The following is a 19,012-nucleotide window of genomic DNA, read 5'->3' as shown; positions in this document are numbered from 1 at the left end:
ATCAAACGTTGGCGAACCGCGAGTTGCGGATCATCCGGAAGCCCTTGATCAGCTCCTTGATGCCCCGGTCGAGATCGAAATCGGGGAACCAGCCGGTCGCCTCAAGCTTCTCGTTGGACACGATGTAGTCGCGCTTGTCCGGATCCTCGCCGATCGGAGCCTCGACGTAGACGAAGTTCGGAACGTGCGTCTTGATGCGCTCGCAGAGTTCCAGCTTCGACAAATTGGCGCTCGACAGGCCGAGATTGTACGCCTCGCCGCGCATCCGGTCGTAATTGCCCATCGCGTGGATGAAGCCTTTGGCGACGTCGCGGATGTGGATGTAGTTGCGCTTGAAGTGGCCCTCGAAGACCAGAAGCGCCCGGTCGGTCACGGCCCGGTGCGTGAAGTCGTTGACGAGGAGGTCGAGCCGCATGCGCGGCGCCATGCCGAACACCGTCGCAAGCCGCAGGCTGACGCCGCGGCCGCTGTCGAGCACGGCTTTCTCGGCCTCGACCTTGGTCGTGCCGTAGAGCGAGATCGGCCGCAGGGGCGAGTCCTCGGTGCAGTACTTGCCGGCCTCGCCGACGCCGTAGCCCGAGTTGGTCGTCGGGTAGATGATCCTCTGGTCGCCGCCCGCGCGCTCGACCAAGGCGATCACGGCGTCGCGGTTGAGCGTCGTGGCGCCGATCGCGTCCTCCTTGCACAGGGGAGCGCCAACCAGGGCGGCGAGAGGGATGAGCACATCGTGCTTCGGGATCAACTCGTCCAAGATGCGCGTGTCGCGCGCATCACCCTTGATCGGCTCGAACGTGTCGTACTGGCAGGCCGAGAACAGGTCCGGGGCGCCGGACTTGAACGTGTCGAGCACCGTCACGTGGTGCCCGCGCTCCAGCAGCATCGGCACCAGGATCGTCCCGATATAACCCGCGCCGCCGGTGATCAGAATTCGCATCGTTGCCTCTCGTCGCGATGAGCCCGCGGCCCGGCTGCCCAGGCTGGAGCTAGTGAGGACGCCGCTCAGCGCGTCTGGCGATAGATCAGGGTGGACCCGTCGACGTCGATGCCGATCGGAACGACGGACAGCGGCGCGACCCGCTCGATCAGGGCCGGAAGCCGATCAGGATCGATCAGAGCGAGGAAGAAGCCGCCCCCGCCCGCGCCGCACAGCTTCGCCCCGTAGGCCCCCGACGCGATGATCGCTTCGAACAGATCGTCAAGCACCGCGTTCGAGACCTCACGCGACAGGGTCCGCTTGATGCGCCAAGAGGCGGAGAGCATCTCGCCAAGCTGCGTGAGCCAGCCGCTCGTTCCCGCCTCCAGCAGCGAGACACATTCCTCGACGAGGCGGTAGAGTTCGGACAGTTCCTTGTCGATCGCGCGCGCGCGGGTTACCGCGATCTGCGCAGCGACCGTTGTCGTTGCACGCCGCGCGATGCCTGTATGGACCAACACCATCGACGCGTTGAGTTGCTGTATGGCAGCGGAGCTCATCTGAACGGGCGAGATCCGAATCGCGGAGCCGCTGAAATCGAAACGGTTGATCCCCCCGAAGGCCGCATGCAGCTGATCTTGGACGCCAACGTTCTCGCGCAAAATTTCGCGCTCGACTTCGATCGCCTTCTTCGACAACTCGATCTTTGTAGGCTTTTGATTCAATATCGCGTAGATCGTACGCAAGAAACCGACGGTGAAAGCCGAAGAAGAGCCCAATCCGCTGCCCGCCGCAGGCAAATCGGAGATGATGCTCATATCGAGCCTACGAGTCACGTCGAAATGCTTAAGCACCTCTCGAACGACCGGATGTTCGATCTCAGAAATATTATTGCAATGCTCAACTCGGGAATAACTTAATCTATAGTTGTAATCTTGGCAGCCAATCAGGTCGAGAGCCGCGATGATGATGTATTTATCGATCGCCGCGCCGACTACGGCGCCGGGCGCGCGCTCGAAGTATTCTGGATAATCGGTACCGCCACCGAACAAGCTAATACGCAGCGGCGTTCGCGTGACTGTCAGCATAGAAATTTTCCGGTGTTTATATTCTCATAATCTGCTCGATTCAAGTATTTTTGATTTCTAATGTCACTTCGATTGCTAAATTTATGCGCGAACGCACCTATTTCATCATGAAAATGAGCGATGCCGAATGAATCGACCTCGAAAGCATCACGAAACTTGTCAATGGCCGAAACATTGACAAGATCGATTACAGTAATATACCCAATCCGATTAAACTTGGTACTATTAATCTGCCGAGCAAAGAAGCTGGCGTGATTTGAAATGCCTTTCTTCGGCCGCAGCAGATCGACAGCGCTGGACCACCGCTCCTCCACTGGCATCATGGACTGGTTCCGGCCCTTCGGTGAACAAGTGATGACGTCATCGGTCACGCAGCTCGGTCGAGAGGAGTCTGAGAAAGACCTGAGCTCAATCGACGCCACAGCTTCGACCACATCAGCCTCACTGACGACTACGACACGGTCCGACACGGCAATCTTCAGCCTGACCGTATCCGAGAAATCAGCATCCTGTGCGCACATACCGGCTACGGCCACGAGTTCATGACAAATTTTCCATAGGTCACATGCCTCCTTTATGGTTAAGGGATTGTAAACTCTGCAGATCCGCTCATCGCACCGCCAGGAGGCGCTCCGCCGAGGCGCCAATATGACTTCTCTGCTGTTACAGGGCAGACTTGACCGAACGTATTAGATAGATAATTGAACACGCCCGCATCTTAAAATCAAATTATACTGGCCGTCCACCATTTTTGGCATCATATTCCAGAGTTTATACTCAATGCTGATGCGATCTCTCAATCCGCATAACTTCCAAAATCCCGGATTTTGTACAGACTTGCCGCACATCGAACCGATTCGACCTCGTAGAATCGGATCTTGCCCCTGCGCCCTAGGTTTGAGCTACGCTACTAGGAAGGGCTTATAGTTGTTAATTTACGGATCATCGTCGGGATGTGGCGCGCTGGACGATCATAACTAATGCATGACGATTCGCAGGTCTGCGCCGCCACTTCGCCGGTAGAGAGCGCTGATGCTCGCCATCCCTATCCAGCCCACACAACCCCGGCCGCGTGCCGAGATCTCCCGCTCGCACGTGAGCTCCGGCGCGCTGGCCACGCGTTACGGTGTGTCCATCGAGACCCGTCTAGCTGTCTAGCTATTGTCGAACGGCGAAAGCTTCACGCGCCGTCACGAGAGCTTCAACTAATCGCATCAGGCGCCTCACGGAGCCGCCACGCCACGACCTCCGAAGTAATGTTATCACCTCTCCGTCCAGTGGCGCAACGAAGGCGGGATTGAGCCCGCGATCCTCCGCAATCCTGGCCACGATCGGTCCGAGCAACGCCTCCAGATCCGCGTGGCGCGGTGCCGGCATCTCCAGCACGCGCAGGCGATCGAGCAACGGAGCGGGCAGGTTGCCCACCTCGTTGGCCGTGCCCAGCCACGAGACACGGCTGATGTCGGTCTCCGTCTGAAAACAAGGATCTTGGTAGGCCCGAGCGGTCTCCGGCTCGAGCATCGGAAGCAAGGCATCCCAGAGCCTACCGTGATCTGCGCGCGTTGCGGCCTTCTCCAACTCGTCGATCAGCATCAGCGGATTGGCGGTGCCAGACCGAGCCACCGCCATGATCGGATGCGCTGGCTCCGACGTTGCCCAACGCCGATCAAGGCCCCCCAATGACGCGCCCGCATCTCGCGTTGCATCGACCCGCCACAGCCCCAAACCAAGATGATGGGCGATCCTCGCGACGATGCGACTCTTGCCGGCACCCGGCGGACCGATCAGCAGGGTCGGCCGGAACGTGGCGTGCTCACGTCCGATCAGGTCGGCCAGAAGCCTGTCGATCATAGCCGACGCATACGGGAATTCGAAGACGAGCCGCGTGCGCACGGCTGCGAGATCCGGCACCTCGACGAGCGGGAGTGGCTTGCCGATGATGTGCTCATAGCCGCGGGCGATGGAGCGGCCGCGGTCGCTCCCGGTCTCCTGGATCGCTGAAACGACGAGGACATGGCCCTGGGGCACTTCCGCACGTGGGGCATCGGCGTCCGGCATCTGTGCCGTCGTCTCGACGATTGCCGCCTTCTCGCGCCGGCGCGCCTCGTTTTGGACGAGTTGAGCCTCGATCTTCTTCCACCTGCGTCGCTCTCGCGTCGCCGCGCTGTCTGCGACCGGCCGTGTCAAGGTCTCCCCGAAGGGTACGAGCGCGTGGACGAGTGTGACGTCGCCGGCAAAGGCATCGTCGGCGCCACAGGCCAGGGCGGCGGCCGCAGCGATGGCGCTGCTCGTCTTCTCGGAGAGTGTCAGAAGCGCATCTGTGAGCGCGTCGTGCCAAGCTGCCTGCAGGGCGACAGCGAGATCAGTCGCCCCGGTGACATCAGTATCCGCGCCCGGCTCCGCGACGCGTCCGAGAGCGAGGCGCGTCTGCGCCTCGGCCAGGGCTGCGAACCCTTTCCGGAGACCGAGAACCGCTTCGCGTTCCAGCCAGAGTGGCTGGGTCAAGCGCGCGGCAGCTCTGCGATCATCGCCGGCGCAGGAAAGCAGCGTCGCGACATCGGCCAACGCCCGCGCCACCGGCTGATCGCGCTCCACGGCCAACACGTCGAGGAACCGGATCAGGGCGGATCGTCGGGCGATCCATCGACGGTCACGCCACAAAACACCGTCCGAAGAAGTCCTTGCCGCGATCCAGGCCGAGACCAGGACCTCGGCATCCGGGGCGAGGGTGGTGATCTCGAGGGCGAGTTCAGAACAGGCAGAATCCACGCGCAGATCCTGTGCAAGGCAGGCGCGCAGGCGGCGCGGAAGCATCGGTTCGAGCAGGCGACGTGCCACCTCGGGATCGATCTGCAGGGCAGGCGGGGTCGAAGAGAACGCCATCGGCTTCCTCCCTCTCAGCGGGCGACGCCGACGCGTTCGGAACCGCGGCGCGGAACGGAGCACCAAGCCCGGGCGAGGCAGAGCACCTTGAGATCAGCCCGGCGTCGGGCTCGCCGCCCGAGCACGTGTACGAGCAGGTCGATGCAGGAGCCGTCACCTCGTACGGCGCAGAGGCAGATCGCCGACATCGCCGGATCGAGGCGCCCAGGAAAGGCGATGGCCTCGGCGAGAACGTTGAGGGCGATATGGATCGCAGCCGCCGAATCGCCCCGGCAAGCAGCGGACCAGTCGGGGGACGGCAGGGGCTGCGTGGCATTCAGGGCAGCGGACAGTCGGCACTGCGCCGCCATATCGAGCGCCTCAGGGGCGAGGACGCGCCACCAGGACAGCGGCAGCGAGAGTTTGGCCGCGTCAGTTGTGCCGGAGAGATGGGCATCGGGGTCACGAGCGAGTGTCATTGAGACAGACCTGGAGAGCGCGACGGCGCGCAGGCGCACGGTGCGGGATTGATGGAGAGCGAGATGGACGCATCAGGTCGCGGCCGCGACCTGATGCCAGCGTGGTGCGGTCAGGGCGCGAGCGGCCCGGGCGGGTGCGGGTGTTTGACGTTCTCAGGACCGGCGAGGCTCGCCAACGCCATCGTCAGAAGGTCCGGCACAGCCGCGCGCAATCGGGCTTGAAGCGCCGCCGTGACAGTCTCGAGCGCGGCCAAGACCGGGGTCGCGAACAGCTGATCTATGGCCGGTCCGCTCACCGTAAGGTCATCACCGTACCCGGCCCGTCCATAGACGTCGATCAGCACCGCGCGGATTTGCGCGACCTCGTAGCCGAGTGAAGCCAGAAACGAGCGGCCCTGGACCTGCGCGCACCGCAGTACCCATTCGACTTGGTGGATTTTCCTAGCCTCATTTTTTCCGGAGCCTCTCTTGACCTCCGCGATGATGGCTCGGCTCTCTTTCCGGTCGACGACGATCAGGTCGAGAAATACCGACTGCGCGACGGCGCCCGCGAGTTCGATCGAGGTCTGGTTGAGCTGGGCGACGCTGCTGGCGCGGACGAGTTCCTGGGTCGGAACGGTGATCGGCATCGCGACGTTGCGGAGCACCAAGTAGCGCCCGCTTCGCTCCAGGACGTCCGTGATGGCCGCCTCGATGAGCGACCCGTGCCTCTTGACCATGGAGGCCAGCACGGATCCGAGTTGCGACAAGCCTGGTCCAAGCAGGGGATCGGGCACGAAGGTCGCCCGGAACGCGCCGTCGAGCGCGGCCTGGGCCGCGGCCATCAGTTCGGGTGCGCAGATCTGCGGGATCGCGGGCTGGACGTGGCCGCAGCCGAGGGCCGCAGCGCTCCCGAGCGGGACGGTGATCCGGCTGCTGGTCGCGGATCCAGGCTGCCCACGTGCAGATAGCCGCTGTCGGCCGCCGCGCTGGGCGGCGGGGTGGGGGACGACGATGGTCATGGATGGTTTCCGTCCAGGCGACGCCGACCCGCGCGCGCCTCACCGAATGGCTGAGCGACGAACGGGCTCGTTTTTCGCAGCCTCAGGCCTGCGGTGACGAGGGCGTCAGGATTGCGGGATAGCGAGGGGACGCTGAGGCACGGCGTATCGCGTGCCAGCGCACCTTCAGGCGATCAGGCGGGTGGCCGGGACGGGAAGTGGGACTGCCCGGAATTCATGCGTCGGGACAGTTTCGTCGGCGCGATAAGGCCGGTAGTTAAGGTCGCAGCCATAGTCTGTATCTCCTAACGATACGGATCGTGGTCAGGCCGGCACTCGGTGCTGCTAACACCGGTGCTGGCCGCCCCCTGCTAAAGAGCGGCGCGGCGTGTGCGTGTGGTCTGCCAGGGACGAACTTGGCGTGGATCGGCGCCTTTGAGAAGGCCGCAGATGCGGCAATATGATCTTGAGGAAGTCCTTCCTGTCGCGATCGTTAACGGAAGCCTGGCGCCCTTTTCGTTATTGCGGGTGAGCGCATCACATCCCATGATCGCCTGATGGCCGGGTGGCCGGGTGTCGCCAGCAGATTCTTGCTCAGTGCACTGACCTCGCCGATTCGCACAGATCAACATGGCGACATTGTCTGTGTGATCACATCAGAGACACAGCGGTTGCCGTGCTGGATCGCCGCGGGATCATCGTGAGCGGGTATGTGGCGAACCTCTAAGTACAACCGCATCGAGGAAATGCACGTGTTCCGGTCAGGGCCGAGCGGCTATGTGCCCATCGGCCTCTTGGTCTTCGAAGGTGGCTCCTCACGGCGGCTCGGTCGTTTTGCCTATAGCTCCGACTATCTAGCTTCTGAAGGACGGAGGCCGATTGACCCCATTGGCCTGCCGCTCGGAAACAAGTGGCGGCCTGCGACCGTGGGAGAGGTCCATCTGGCCTTTCACGATGCAGGCCCCGACGGCTGGGGCAAAGGAATCCTGACACAGGTATTTCCAGAACTGGAACTCGGCATGCCGGAATTTCTGGCTCTGGGCGGCCTGTCGCGGACTGGCGATCTGGCCTTCGGCTCAACGCCAGAGGCTCCCGAAAGGTGGACACCCAGGATGGAAGCGGCGCTTGAGCGCGCTCAAAGTGAGGACGATCTCGAAGATGCGCTCATCGCAGCAGAGAAATACGAGGAAGGCGAAGTGTCGGCGCGCCAACTCGCGCAGCTACTCATCCACAGTTCGGATATTGGGGGCGCTCGACCAAAGGCGCGTGTTCGGATTTCAGATAAAGAATGGATAGCCAAATTTTCCGCGTGGGACGACAGGTTCGACAATCCAAGAGCTGAAGCAGTTTGCCTCGATTTCGCTGAGGCAGCAGGCCTTCGAGTCCCGGAGCGTGAGCTTCGTGTCGTAAACGACAGGCCGGTTCTCTTGCTATCACGTTTTGACCGATCCTCGGCTGGAGCGTGTTTGTCCTACCTCAGCGCCGGCACTTTGCTGGGCGAGCCAGCTTATGGTTATGCGACAAGCAAGACCTATTTGGACATCGCGGCAGCCGCGCGCCGTATCGGTGTACACGAGCCCGAACGCGAGATGTTTCGTAGGCTCCTAGTCAATGCCTATCTCCGGAACACCGACGATCATTTGCGCAACCACGCCTTCATCAACGATGGAACCGGCTGGAATCTTTCACCGGTGTTCGATGTTGTCCCGCATCCGTCGGGCACCAAGCATGTCTGCGCCCCGGCTCCCGGTATTAGCCGGGAATGCAACCCGAGCACCGCATTCGCGGCCTATACAAAATTTGGCCTCTCCGCTACCGAAGCCAGCTCCATTCTCGATGAGATTCATGAAGCCACCTCACGCATCCCAGCATTTCTCGACGCCCGAGGCGTGTCTAGACGGGATCGGGAAATATTCCTGGCATGCCTCGGCTCGCTACCTAAGAACAGCGCGCCACAATGAGATTCCGCGCCATCAAATGGCGCCACGCCCGTGACAAGATGGAACAACGAAGCAAATATTTGCATACTTTGAGAGATACCGTCGAACTACTAATTAGACGCGCCGCGAAGGATCTGGAACTGGCTTAAGCCTCTATAAAAATCATGTCGTCAAGAAACATAAGAACTTCGAACACGCCGTGATTGGCCCACAAAGCCATACGCCGGCCTTTCGACACGAGCCGATATAATTATGAGAATATTTTTGCAGTAGCCAGGCATTTTGGCTAAGATATTTCGTGCAAAAGATGGAAAAGATGAAGATTCTGGGGTCGTATATTCGGAATATATAATATATACTCGCTTAGGTCAAAAAAGTTCTGTGCGGACCGCAATTTTACCTGAGCCTCGAATGATAGATTATGCGCAAGGCGTTGAACACGCTGGTTGTGCCGGTGTCCGTGATCTCTTCAAATCAAGCGGCTCGCGTGCCGGCGACGTCCCGTCCGTGGGCCTGATCCATGATCTCCCCGATCCGCTCGCCGACGGCGACGGCGATCTCCACCGAGGCCGCCCCTTCCGAACCCTGCCGCCAGATCCGGGTCAGAACGTCGGTCACGCGCTGCTCCATGACGCCGAGGATCGCGGCGGCCGCCTGGGGCTGGGCACCGCGCAGGACCGCCGCGAGGTCGCAATATGCGTCGTGAAGAAGCTGCAGCGTGAGCCGATCGACAGCCTGTTCATCCTCCGCCGATAAGGCCCGCATCACGCCCCTCTCAACGTCCCGCACCCGACGCCACCGACAGCCTTGCCCCGATGCGTTAACAAGGCATGAAGAACGCCGTCGGTCTGCAGGAATTGGCTAACCACCTCGCCAAACGGCGAGGACGGCCCCCTGACGCGACCGGGATGGAACTTGGCGGGCGGCCGGCGTGTCAACTCCGCAGGATCCCTCAGCGCGAGAGCTTTTCAATGCGCCCCCTCATCGCCACGCTCACCGCCGCGAGCCTCGGTCTGGCCGCGGCCGCCGTGACACCCGCCCTGGCCCAGGTGCAGCAGAACAATCCGAACGCCGCCAACCAATCCATGGAGACCAGCGGCCAGGTCCGCGCTCTGCGACAGGAGCAGACGACCCAGAGCAATACGCTGCGGATGGACATCCAGAGGAACCAAGCCGCGACGCCCGCTCCGAATACCGGGCCGAACGCCATCGGCCCGACCGGGGGCACCGGCGTCATCGGCCGCTGAGGGGGGCGAGCGGCGCCGGCCTACACGTCCGGCAGGGGCCGTCCCTTCACGACCACCCGTGGCCACCGCTCCAGGCCAATCGGCATCAGCACGGCGATCTGCGGCGGCACCGCGGTGCCGCCGAGCAGGCTCTCGAGGGAGATCCGGCAGGCCTCCTCGAGCTCGCCGCGCGTGCGCGCGCCGGAGGTCTTGATGTCGGCGATCAGGAGCGCCGCGATCTCGTGGGCAAAGGCGTCGCCGTCCAACATGCCGGACTCCCGCTCCGTGTCAGTTCAGCATAGTCGCCTGAGCATCGTCCCGGCATCAGCACAGAATTGCGTATCCACATACCGATTGCGGATACTTTGTCGCGTTCACGGGTCAGTCTCCACGCGCCGCCGCGCTTTGGAACCGTATCCCGGAGGGGGCTGGGACCACTCGGAGGGCGGTGAAGGCTGGCGACGGTGGGATCGACCGCCGGCAGCACCACCAGGGTGACCGGTGTCGCGGCGATCAGGATCCCGATCACCACGGTGGCGAGCAGCCGTCGAACCTCCGCGCGGGCGCTGGTCGAGAACGCCATAGCTGGAAGCTCAGTGCCGTAAGGTGAGCCATCAAGATCACAGGCCGCAGCGGTATCGCGGCGGCGTGGGTGGCGGCCTCCCGGACGCCCGAGCCGGACGCCTCCAGGTCGCGGAGGTAGCTCGCGAGCACGACGCCGTTCAGGATCGCGATGCCGAAGGGCGTTATGAAACCGATCGCTGTCTGAACCGAGAACGGCTCGCCGCGCAGAGTCAGTGCCGGGTCGAGGCCGGGGAAGTGCAGCGAGGTCTTCCGCCGCGTCGACCGCGCGCCGGACCGCCGGACATGGCTTGAGTCTCCTGGCGGCGATCGTCGGCATCCCCGGCGCGCCCGTGACGCAGCGTTTCCCGCCGGCCGGCGGCGAACTCGGAAGGCCGCGCGGCGCGATCGACGAGGTCTCTCGAATCGTGGACAGAGACGCCGGGATGCAAGACCGGCCCGACCGCCGCGAAAGCGGCGGTTAAGGCTCGGCGTGCCAGAGCATGGCAACGAAGCGCCGTCCGCGGGGGGACGATGAACGTCTGGCGACGCGTCGCCCCGTGGCTCGGCTCGGCCCGCACGTGGATCGTCCTCGGGATCCTGGCTCCGCTGGGCATGGTCGTGACGTCCGGTCTCATGCTGGCCGACTTGCGTCGCGACGCCTGGACCAGCGCGGAGCAGACCTCCTGGAACCTCCTGCAGGTCCTCGAGCGCGACATCGCGCGCAACATCGAGATGTACGATCTCTCGATCCACGCGGCGGTCGACAACCTGAAGGTGCCGGGCTTGGCCGAGGCCGACCCGCACCTGCGCCAGCTCATCCTGTTCGACCGCGCCGCCACCGCCCGCGACATGGGCGTGATGCTGATCCTGGACGAGCGGGGCGACGCCATCGGAGACATCGCGGCCGTGCCGCCGCGCCCCGGCAACTACGCGGACCGCGAGTACTTCCAGGTCCACCGGGCGAGCACCGGGCTCGGCCTCCATGTCGGGCGCCCGATCGTGTCGCGGCTCAACGGAGAGCGGATGCTCCCGTTCAGCCGCCGCATCGACCGGCCCGACGGCAGCTTCGGCGGCGTGGTCCTGGGCACCGTGAAGCTGTCCTACTTCACGCACCTGTTCAGCGAGATCGATCTCGGACCGGGCGGGGCCATCAACCTGTACCTGACCGACGGCACCCGCCTGATGCGCTACCCCTACGTGGAGGCGGATCTCGGGGCGAATATCGGGAAGACCGCGATCTTCAAACGGTTCCTGCGCGAGGGACGCGGCAACTTCGTCAGCACCTCCGTGCGCGACGGCGTCGAGCGGAACTACACGTTCACGCGGATCGGAAATCTGCCGCTGATCCTGAACGTCGCCCTGTCCACCAAGGACGTGGAGGCGGAGTGGGCCGCGAAGGCGAGGATCATCGGCGGCATCGTGCTGGCGCTGTGCGGCCTCACGATCGCGCTGTCGCTCCTGTTCGGGCGGGAGCTGCGCCGCCGCGAGGCGCTGCGGGCCGAGATGGCGGCGCTGTCGCGCACCGACGCCCTGACCGGCCTGCCGAACCGCCGCTGCTTCGAGGACGCCCTCCGGCGGAACCTGGACGCCGCCCGGCGCGACGGCCACCCCCTGTCGCTGCTCATCGTCGACGCGGACCATTTCAAGCGCTTCAACGACCGCTACGGGCACCCGGTGGGCGACCAGATCCTGCGGGGCTTGGCCCGCTGCCTCGCGGCGAGCGTGCACCGCCCCCAGGATCTCGTCAGCCGCATCGGCGGCGAGGAGTTCACCCTGCTCCTGCCCGACACGGACGAGGCCGGCGCCCTGCGCGTCGCCGACACGGTCCACGCCGAGGTGGCCAAGCTGACCGTCCCGTCGGCAGGGATCGGGGCTGGCGCTGTGACGGTGAGCATCGGGCTCGCGGCCGTCCGGCCGGGCGCCGACCGGAGCGCGCCGCTGCCGGATCCCTACCGGCTGGCGGACGGCGCCCTGTACGAGGCCAAGAACGGCGGTCGCAACCAGACCCGCAGCGTCGCGCCGCCGCCCCCGCGGGGCGCCCTGCAGCTGGTGCGGGCCTCCTGACCGGCGCGCTGCCGCGCTTTCGCGGAGCGCTTTGACGGAATCGACACGAACGCCGTGGTCTCCTGGGCGCGATGGCGGACGGCCCGGCGAGGGCTCGACGGCGTCGCGCCGGGACGGGGCGGGCGAGATCGATCATCCGTGCCCCGGGTCGGTGGAGCGCGCGCGGATCCGGAGGGATCCGGCCCGCAACTATAGGGTAACGAGGATGGACGACAGACGCGCCGCGCCCCGCAGACGGACCCTGCTTGAGGGCCATATCGAACTCGCCGGCGGCGGCGTGATCGACTGCACGATCCGCAACATGTCGGACGGGGGCGCCCGCCTGAGGGTCGTCAGCGTGATCGGCGTGCCCGACGCGTTCGTGCTGGCCTACGGGGTCGGCGGTCAGCGCCGGCCGGCGCGCGTCACGTGGCGCCAGGAGACCGAGCTCGGGGTCGCGTTCGGCGACGCCTGACGGGCGGCGGCCGAGGCTTCCACGCCCACCCGTGTTGAGGGGCGGATCGGATGGGCGTGGAAGGCCAGCGTCCGGCTGGTGACCCACCGATGCGACGACAGGGTTAACGCTTAGTTACCGCGCCGCGGGGTCCGCGCGCCGGGCCTGGAGTGTCTCGGCGATCACCACGCCGGTCCGCAGCACGTGGCGGTGGGCGACGGTCCCGGCCGAGGCGGCGTCCCGCGCGGCGAGCGCCGCGAACAGGTCCCGGTGCTCGCGGGCGGATTCCTCCCAGCGGCTGCCGCTGGAGAGCGCGCGCAGGCGCGCCCATTGGGCCCGGGCCTGGAGCGCCGCGTGGGCCTCCGCCAGCGGGCGGTTCCGGGCGGCCTCGACGATCGTCCGGTGGATCTCCTGGTTCAGGGCGAAATAGACGTCGAGCACTTGGTCCCGGTGCATCCGGTCGAGCTGCGCCTGCTTGCCGCGCAGCGCGTCCATCTGGACTTCGGAGATCCGCGGCGCCGCGAGTTCCGCGGTCAGCCGCTCGATCCCGGCGAGCGCCTCGAACAGTTCGAGGATCTCCTCCGGCGTCCAGTCCGGGACGCGGGCGCTGCGGTTCTGGTGCAGCTCGACCAGCCCCTCCGCGGCCAGGAGCTTGAGCGCTTCCCGCAACGGTGTGCGGCTGACCCCGAGGGCGACGGACAGGTCCGTCTCCACCAGGGACGCGCCGGCCGGCAGCACGCCGCGCACGATCATGTCCCTGAGCCGGCCCGCCGCCTGCTCGTGCAGCCCGGTCCGCGGCACCTGCGCGGCCGGGACGACCGGGGCCTTGCGGGGCCGGCCCCGGCGGCGTGCGACGACGTCCATCGATCCTCCCGTTCTCCCGCGCCAGCCTAGCGCGTCCGGCCGCCCGATCGATGACATATTTTTCGGCCGCTTGCGCTGCCATATCATGCATTTGCGCAAATTGCATGCAGCATGCAGAAAATACCTTGTCGCCCGCCCGGGCCTGTCGGATGCTTCACGGATCGAGGATGGATGCGATGGAACGAGCGAACGGCACGACGCGTCTGGGCATGCTGACGCCCTCGTCGAACAGCGTCCTCGAGCCGGCCACGGCGCATCTGCTGGCCGGCGTCGCGGGCGTGAGCGCCCACTTCGCCCGCTTCCGCGTGACGGAGATCGGCCTGTCGGCGGCGGCGCTGGACCAGTTCGACCCCGAGCCGATCCTGGCGGCGGCCGAACTGCTCGCCGATGCCCGCGTCGCCGCGATCCTGTGGAACGGCACCTCCGGCGCCTGGCTCGGCTTCGACGCGGACGAGCGCCTGAGCGCCGCGATCACCGACCGGACCGGGTGCCCGGCCTCCACCGCGGCGCTCGCCTTCCGCGACCTGTTCCGCGCCCGGAATTTCCGGCGGATCGGCCTCGTCACGCCCTACACCGGCGACGTGCAGCGCCGGATCCGGGACAACTGGGGCGCGGCCGGCTTCGACTGCGCCGCCGAGCGCCACCTCGACCTGTCGGAGAACTTCGCCTTCGCCGAGACCGGCCCGGAGGCCATCGCCGGCATGGTCCGGGCCGTGGCGGCCGAGGGCGTCGACGCGGTGGCGATCGTGTGCACGAACCTCGCGGGCGCCCCGCTCGCCCCGGCCCTGGAGGCGGAACTCGGCGTGCCGGTGATCGATTCGGTGGCCGTCACCCTGTGGAAGGGCCTGGAGCTGGCGGGCTGCCCGACGGCGCATCTGGCCGCGCACGGCCGCGCCTTCGCGGCGGGCGGGGAGGGCCGCCCGTGAGCGCCGGGACCACCCTGATCCTCGACGGGATCACCCAGCGTTACGGGTCGGCGCTCGCGGTCGACACCGTGACCCTCGACATCAGGGGCGGGGAGCTCGTCGCCCTGCTCGGGCCCTCGGGCTGCGGCAAGACCACCCTGCTGCGCGCGGTGGCGGGCTTCCTGAAGCCCACGGAGGGGCGCGTCATCATCGGCGGCCAAGCCGTCGACCACCTGCCGCCGAACCGGCGCACCGTCGGCATCGTGTTCCAGAACTACGCCCTGTTCCCGCACATGAGCGTCGCCGACAACGTCGCCTACGGCCTCGCGGCCCGGGGTGTCGGGCGGGCCGAGCAGAGGGCGCGGGTCGCCGAGATGCTGGCGCTGGTGCGCCTGGAGCACCTCGCCGGGCGCTTCCCGCGGGAGATGTCGGGCGGCCAGCAGCAGCGGGTGGCGCTGGCCCGGGCGCTCGCCGTGCGCCCCTCGATCCTGCTCCTCGACGAGCCCTTCGCGGCCCTCGACAAGAACCTGCGGCTCGACATGCAGATCGAGATCAAGCGCATCCAGCGCAGCGCCGGCACCACCACGCTGATCGTCACGCACGACCAGGAGGAGGCCCTGTCGATGGCCGACCGGGTCGCCGTGCTCAACGCCGGCCGCCTGGAGCAGTTCGCCCCCCCGACCGACGTCTACGACCGCCCCGAGACGCTGTTCGTCAACACCTTCGTGGGCACGGCCAACGTCCTGCACGGCCGGCTCGCGACGGAGCCGGGCGGCGCCCGCGTGGTGGCCCTGGAGGCGGGCGGCCTGCTCCCCGCCGCCACGACGCTGCCGGACGGGACCCGGGTCGCCGCCTGCCTGCGGCCCGAGCACGTCGCCTTCGCGGAGGAGGGACCGGGGGCCGGGGCGGGGGTCGCGGACGGCCTCGACGGCGCGGTCGAGGTCGGCCTGCCGCTGGGCGCCACCCTCGTCCACGAGATCCGCCTCGACGTCGGCGCCCGCCTCAAGACCGCCGAGCCGCGCGCGGCGGGCGCCCGGCCCCGGCCGCCCGGTGCCCGCGTGCGCCTGCGCCCGACAGCACCCGAGCGGGTCGGCGTCTTTCCCGATCCCCGACACTGAGGCCGAGCCGCCCGATACCGAGCCAGGAGAACCGACCATGCCCCTGCACCGCCGCAGCCTCCTCGCCAGCGCCCTGACCCTCGGGGCCGTGCAGGCCTTCCCGGGCCTGTCCCGCGCGCAGGCGCGCAAGCTCGTCTTCGCGACCTTCACGGGCAGCTGGGAGGAGGCGCACCGGGCCGTGCTGGTGCCGGCCTTCCGCAAGAGCTCGGGCGGCGACGTGATTCTCGATCCGATGCTCTCGGTCGACCAGATCGCCAAGGTCCAGGCGGCCCGCGCCAACCCGCCGATCGACGTGATGTTGCACGATCCGGGGCCGGCCCTCACGGCCATCGCCCAGGACCTCGTCGAGCCCTACCCGGTGGCCCAGTCGGCCCATTACGGCGACCTGATCGCGGACGCGCAGGAGCCGATGGGCCCGGCGCCGTTCTTCCAGATCGTCGGCCTGACCTACAATCCCGAGAAGGTGAAGACGCCGCCGACCTCCTGGGCCGACCTGTGGAAGCCCGAGTACAGGGGCCGGGTCGGCATCACCAACCTGAACTCGACGCTCGGCACCGGCTTCCTCGTGGAGATCGCCCGCATGCACGGCGGTTCGGAGACCGACGTCGAGCCGGGCTTCAAGGCGCTGGAGGCGCTCAAGCCGAACCTCGCCGCCGTCGCCGCCAACCCGGGCGCCCTGGCGGCCCTCTACCAGCAGGAGCAGGTCGACATCGGGCCGGGCAATTTCAACGCGATCCAGATCCTGAAGGCCCGGGGCGTGCCGGTGGAGTTCGCCGCACCGAAGGAAGGCATCATCGCCTTCAAGACGACGATCCACATCGTCAAGAACACGCCGTCGAAAGAGCTGGCCTTCAAGCTGATCGAGGCCGCGCTGTCGCCGGAGGTGCAGGCCAAGCTGATGCAGAGCCCCTACCTGATCGTGCCGACCAACCGGAAGGTCGCCATCGAGGGCGAGGTCGCGAAGGTCCTGGCGAAGGACGCGGACGAGCTGAAGCGCAAGTCGGTGTTCCAGGACTGGGCCGCGATCAACCGCGGCCGGCCGGCCTGGATCGAGCGCTTCAACCGCGAGATCCGGGTGTGAGCGCCGGCCCGGTCACGGCGGGCCCGGTCGCGGCGCCCCTCCGCCCGGGCCGCGCCTGGACGGCGGCCTACGACATCCGCCTCGCGCTGCCGCTCGGGGCGTTCTTCCTCGTCTTCTTCCTGGCGCCGCTGGCGCTGCTGGTGCTCGTGAGCTTCTACGCCGATCCGGCCATGACCCAGTTCGGCCTCGACCAGTACGCCCGGTTCCTGCTCGACCCGTTCTCCCTGCGGGTACTCGGCGCGACCCTGTGGCTCGGCGTCGAGGTCACGGCGCTGACCCTCCTGCTCGGCCTGCCGCTGGCGCTGCTCCTGACCTGGGCGCCCGGCCGGCTGCGCGGTCTGCTGACCCTGATCGTGCTGCTGCCGCTGCTCACGAGCGTGGTGGTGCGGACCTTCGCGTGGATCGTGATCCTCGGGCGCCAGGGCATCGTCAACGCCACGCTCCTCGGCCTCGGCCTCACCGACGCGCCCCTGAAGCTGCTCTACACCGAGGGCGGCCTCGTCCTGGCGCTGGCGCAGGTGCAGCTGCCGCTGATGGTCCTGCCCCTGGTCACCGCCCTGTCGCGGATCGACCCGAACCTCGCCGACGCCTCGGCGGCGCTCGGGGCGGGGGCGTGGCGCACCTTCCTCCGGGTGACGCTGCCGCTCTGCCTGCCCGGCATCTTGGCGGGCTGCCTGCTGACCTTCGCGGCGGCGATCACCGCCTTCATCACCCAGTCGCTGATCGGCGGCGGGCAGATGCTGTTCATGCCCATGTACCTGTACCAGCAGGCCTCCTCGCTCAACAACTGGCCGTTCGCGGCGGCGATCGCGATCGTCTTCCTCGTGGCGGTGCTCGCCTGCGTCACGCTCCTCAACCTCGCGGGCCGCCTGTCGGTCGGCCGCGCGCGCGCCTGAGGTCAACGGGCGGTCTCCGGGAGGTCACTATGCGGACGAGCCTGCGGCGCGATCTCGACTGGTTCAGCTTCCACGGCGCGGTGCTGCTGCTGGCCGGGCTCTGCCTCGTCCTGCTGGCGGCACCCACCGTGATCGTCGTGGTGGTGTCGTTCACCAGCGGCTTCTCCCTGCGCTTCCCGCCGCCGGGCTACGCCCTGCGCTGGTACGCGGCGCTCGCGGAGGCCGAGCAGCTGCGGGCTGCCGCCTGGAACAGCCTCGTGGTGGCGGGCTGGACGACCCTGCTGTCGGTGGCGCTGGGCACCGCGGCGGCGCTCGCCATCGCCCGGTCGCGGCGGCTCTCCGCGCGGCTCCTCGACAGCCTGTTCCTGTCGCCCCTCGTCCTGCCGGCCCTGGCCTTCGGGCTCGCCGCCCTGATGCTGTTCAGCCTCGCCGGCATCCCGGTCTCGCCGCTGACCCTCGTGCTCGGCCACACCGTGGTCTGCGTGCCCTACGTGGTCCGCACCACAGTGGCGGCCCTGTCGCAGATGGACCCGGTGCTCCTCGAGAGCTCGACCTCGCTCGGCGCCTCGCGCCTCTACACGTTCCGCCGGGTGACCCTGCCCCTGATCCGGCCCGGGATCCTGGCCGGCGGCTTCATCGCCTTCATGGCGAGCTTCGACAACGTCCCGGTCTCGCTGTTCCTGCGCGACGCCGCCACCGACATGCTGCCGATCCGCATGTGGCAGGACCTGGAGGGCCGCCTCGACGTCACGGTGGCGGCGGCCTCCAGCCTGCTGATCCTCGTGACCGTGGTGCTCGCCGCCGTGATGGAGCGCGCCGCCGGCCTGTCCCGCCGGATGGCGGGCTGAAGCGCCCGGAGCCCTCGCATGCGCATCCTGCTTCTCAACCCCAACACCTCGGCGGCGATGACCGCGCGCATGGCGCGAGCCGCCGAGGCGGCGCTTGCCCCCGACGCGCACATCACCGCGCTCACCGCCGCGTCCGGCCTGCCCTACATCGCGAGCCGGGCCGAGGCGCAGCTCGCCGGCGCGGCCGTGCTGGAGACGCTCGCTGCCCACCATGCCGGCCACGACGCCGCGGTGATCGCCGCCTACGGCGATCCCGGTCTGGTCGCCGCGCGGGAGCTGTTCGACCTGCCGGTCGTCGGCATGGCCGAGGCCGCGATGCTGACCGCCTGCCAGCTTGGGGCGCGGTTCGCGATCGTCACCTTCGCGCCCGCCCTGCTGCCCTGGTACGAGGACGCGGTGGCGCTGGCTGGGCTGTCGGCGCGGTGCGCCGGCCTCCACGCGGTGCGCCGGCCGTTCCAGGCCGTGACGGACGTGCAGGACGAGTTGCGGCCCGAGATCCTGGCCCTGGCCGAGCGGGCGGTGGGGGAGGGGGCCGACGTCGTGATCCTGGCCGGCGCGCCGCTCGCCGGCCTCGCCACGGTCCTGCGGGACGCGGTGCCGGTGCCGCTCGTCGACCCGCTGGCGGCCGCCCTGGGTCAGGCGCAGGCCCTGGTGCGGCTCGGGACGCGCCCGCCGCGGGCCGGCCGCTTCGCCCGGCCGCCCGCGAAGCCGGCCACGGGCCTCGCCCGGCCGCTCGCCCCCCGGGTCGCCC

At 67.3% G+C, this 19,012-nt stretch carries 20 protein-coding genes; 10 read left to right on the top strand and 10 right to left on the bottom strand.

The window, feature by feature from the left end; translation table 11 throughout:
* Position 1 precedes the first annotated feature (1 nt).
* The 6 genes from ACLBYE_RS12290 to ACLBYE_RS12265 all read right to left on the bottom strand — a co-directional run bounded on the left by ACLBYE_RS12290 (position 2) and on the right by ACLBYE_RS12265 (position 6,343).
* Positions 2-934: an NAD-dependent epimerase/dehydratase family protein gene (locus ACLBYE_RS12290; protein ID WP_447694422.1), complete on the bottom strand. Its 933-nt coding sequence runs from the start codon at positions 932-934 to the stop codon at positions 2-4.
* 65 nt (positions 935-999) lie between these two features.
* On the bottom strand, positions 1,000-2,001 hold the full coding sequence (locus ACLBYE_RS12285) for a GHMP family kinase ATP-binding protein (protein WP_116656884.1): 1,002 nt from the start codon (positions 1,999-2,001) through the stop codon (positions 1,000-1,002).
* Positions 1,995-2,537 (bottom strand): hypothetical protein, encoded by a 543-nt coding sequence (locus ACLBYE_RS12280; RefSeq protein WP_447694421.1) that lies wholly within the window; start codon positions 2,535-2,537, stop codon positions 1,995-1,997. Before ACLBYE_RS12280 ends, ACLBYE_RS12285 begins: the two co-directional genes overlap by 7 nt.
* Positions 2,538-3,159: 622 nt before the next feature.
* Positions 3,160-4,884, bottom strand: a complete 1,725-nt coding sequence (locus tag ACLBYE_RS12275) for an AAA family ATPase (protein WP_447694420.1) — start codon at positions 4,882-4,884, stop codon at positions 3,160-3,162.
* Positions 4,885-4,898: 14 nt separating this feature from the next.
* Complete coding sequence (locus tag ACLBYE_RS12270) at positions 4,899-5,342, bottom strand: hypothetical protein (RefSeq protein ID WP_447694419.1); 444 nt, start codon at positions 5,340-5,342, stop codon at positions 4,899-4,901.
* Between the two features lie 110 nt (positions 5,343-5,452).
* Positions 5,453-6,343, bottom strand: a complete 891-nt coding sequence (locus ACLBYE_RS12265; protein WP_447694418.1) for a hypothetical protein — start codon at positions 6,341-6,343, stop codon at positions 5,453-5,455.
* Positions 6,344-7,032: 689 nt separating this feature from the next.
* Here ACLBYE_RS12265 and ACLBYE_RS12260 point away from each other — a divergent pair.
* Positions 7,033-8,283, top strand: coding sequence for a type II toxin-antitoxin system HipA family toxin (locus tag ACLBYE_RS12260; RefSeq protein WP_447694417.1), 1,251 nt, complete (start codon positions 7,033-7,035; stop codon positions 8,281-8,283).
* Between the two features lie 453 nt (positions 8,284-8,736).
* On the opposite strand, the gene ACLBYE_RS12255 is transcribed toward ACLBYE_RS12260, so the two are convergent.
* Complete coding sequence (locus ACLBYE_RS12255) at positions 8,737-9,027, bottom strand: hypothetical protein (protein ID WP_447694416.1); 291 nt, start codon at positions 9,025-9,027, stop codon at positions 8,737-8,739.
* A gap of 206 nt (positions 9,028-9,233) precedes the next feature.
* Between ACLBYE_RS12255 and ACLBYE_RS12250 the strand changes: the two genes are divergently transcribed.
* Positions 9,234-9,509: a hypothetical protein gene (locus tag ACLBYE_RS12250; protein ID WP_042675634.1), complete on the top strand. Its 276-nt coding sequence runs from the start codon at positions 9,234-9,236 to the stop codon at positions 9,507-9,509.
* Positions 9,510-9,529: 20 nt separating this feature from the next.
* Here the strand turns inward: ACLBYE_RS12250 and ACLBYE_RS12245 are convergent, their stop codons facing one another.
* Entirely contained in the window at positions 9,530-9,757 is a 228-nt protein-coding gene (locus ACLBYE_RS12245; protein ID WP_029360406.1) for a hypothetical protein, read from the bottom strand.
* A 256-nt stretch (positions 9,758-10,013) separates the two neighbouring features.
* On the bottom strand, positions 10,014-10,559 hold the full coding sequence (locus tag ACLBYE_RS12240) for an efflux RND transporter permease subunit (RefSeq protein ID WP_447694415.1): 546 nt from the start codon (positions 10,557-10,559) through the stop codon (positions 10,014-10,016).
* A 24-nt stretch (positions 10,560-10,583) separates the two neighbouring features.
* Here ACLBYE_RS12240 and ACLBYE_RS12235 point away from each other — a divergent pair, with 24 nt between their 5' ends.
* Entirely contained in the window at positions 10,584-12,116 is a 1,533-nt protein-coding gene (locus ACLBYE_RS12235) for a diguanylate cyclase (protein WP_447694414.1), read from the top strand.
* Positions 12,117-12,321: 205 nt separating this feature from the next.
* Positions 12,322-12,570, top strand: coding sequence for a PilZ domain-containing protein (locus ACLBYE_RS12230; RefSeq protein WP_234080889.1), 249 nt, complete (start codon positions 12,322-12,324; stop codon positions 12,568-12,570).
* Positions 12,571-12,684: 114 nt separating this feature from the next.
* On the opposite strand, the gene ACLBYE_RS12225 is transcribed toward ACLBYE_RS12230, so the two are convergent.
* On the bottom strand, positions 12,685-13,413 hold the full coding sequence (locus ACLBYE_RS12225; protein ID WP_447694413.1) for a GntR family transcriptional regulator: 729 nt from the start codon (positions 13,411-13,413) through the stop codon (positions 12,685-12,687).
* A 176-nt stretch (positions 13,414-13,589) separates the two neighbouring features.
* Here ACLBYE_RS12225 and ACLBYE_RS12220 point away from each other — a divergent pair, with 176 nt between their 5' ends.
* From ACLBYE_RS12220 to ACLBYE_RS12195, 6 genes are all read left to right on the top strand, one after another.
* Positions 13,590-14,339, top strand: coding sequence for a maleate cis-trans isomerase family protein (locus tag ACLBYE_RS12220; RefSeq protein ID WP_447694412.1), 750 nt, complete (start codon positions 13,590-13,592; stop codon positions 14,337-14,339).
* Positions 14,336-15,436 carry an ABC transporter ATP-binding protein gene (locus ACLBYE_RS12215; RefSeq protein ID WP_447694411.1) on the top strand — a complete coding sequence of 367 codons (1,101 nt, stop codon included), beginning with the start codon at positions 14,336-14,338 and terminating at the stop codon, positions 15,434-15,436. The genes ACLBYE_RS12220 and ACLBYE_RS12215 overlap by 4 nt, the downstream gene beginning before the upstream one ends.
* 37 nt (positions 15,437-15,473) lie before the next feature.
* A complete protein-coding gene (locus tag ACLBYE_RS12210; protein WP_447694410.1) occupies positions 15,474-16,517 on the top strand; it encodes an extracellular solute-binding protein in 1,044 nt (347 codons plus the stop codon).
* A complete protein-coding gene (locus tag ACLBYE_RS12205; protein ID WP_447694409.1) occupies positions 16,514-17,413 on the top strand; it encodes an ABC transporter permease in 900 nt (299 codons plus the stop codon). The genes ACLBYE_RS12210 and ACLBYE_RS12205 overlap by 4 nt, the downstream gene beginning before the upstream one ends.
* 29 nt (positions 17,414-17,442) lie before the next feature.
* Positions 17,443-18,261, top strand: coding sequence for an ABC transporter permease (locus tag ACLBYE_RS12200; protein ID WP_447694408.1), 819 nt, complete (start codon positions 17,443-17,445; stop codon positions 18,259-18,261).
* Positions 18,262-18,279: 18 nt separating this feature from the next.
* A partial coding sequence (locus ACLBYE_RS12195) for an aspartate/glutamate racemase family protein (protein WP_447694407.1) occupies positions 18,280-19,012 on the top strand: 733 nt, incomplete at its 3' end.

Source organism: Methylobacterium sp. A52T (assembly GCF_053346095.1).
The sequence above is the reverse complement of the archived record's forward strand: the minus strand, read 5'-3'. Positions and strand labels throughout refer to the sequence as shown.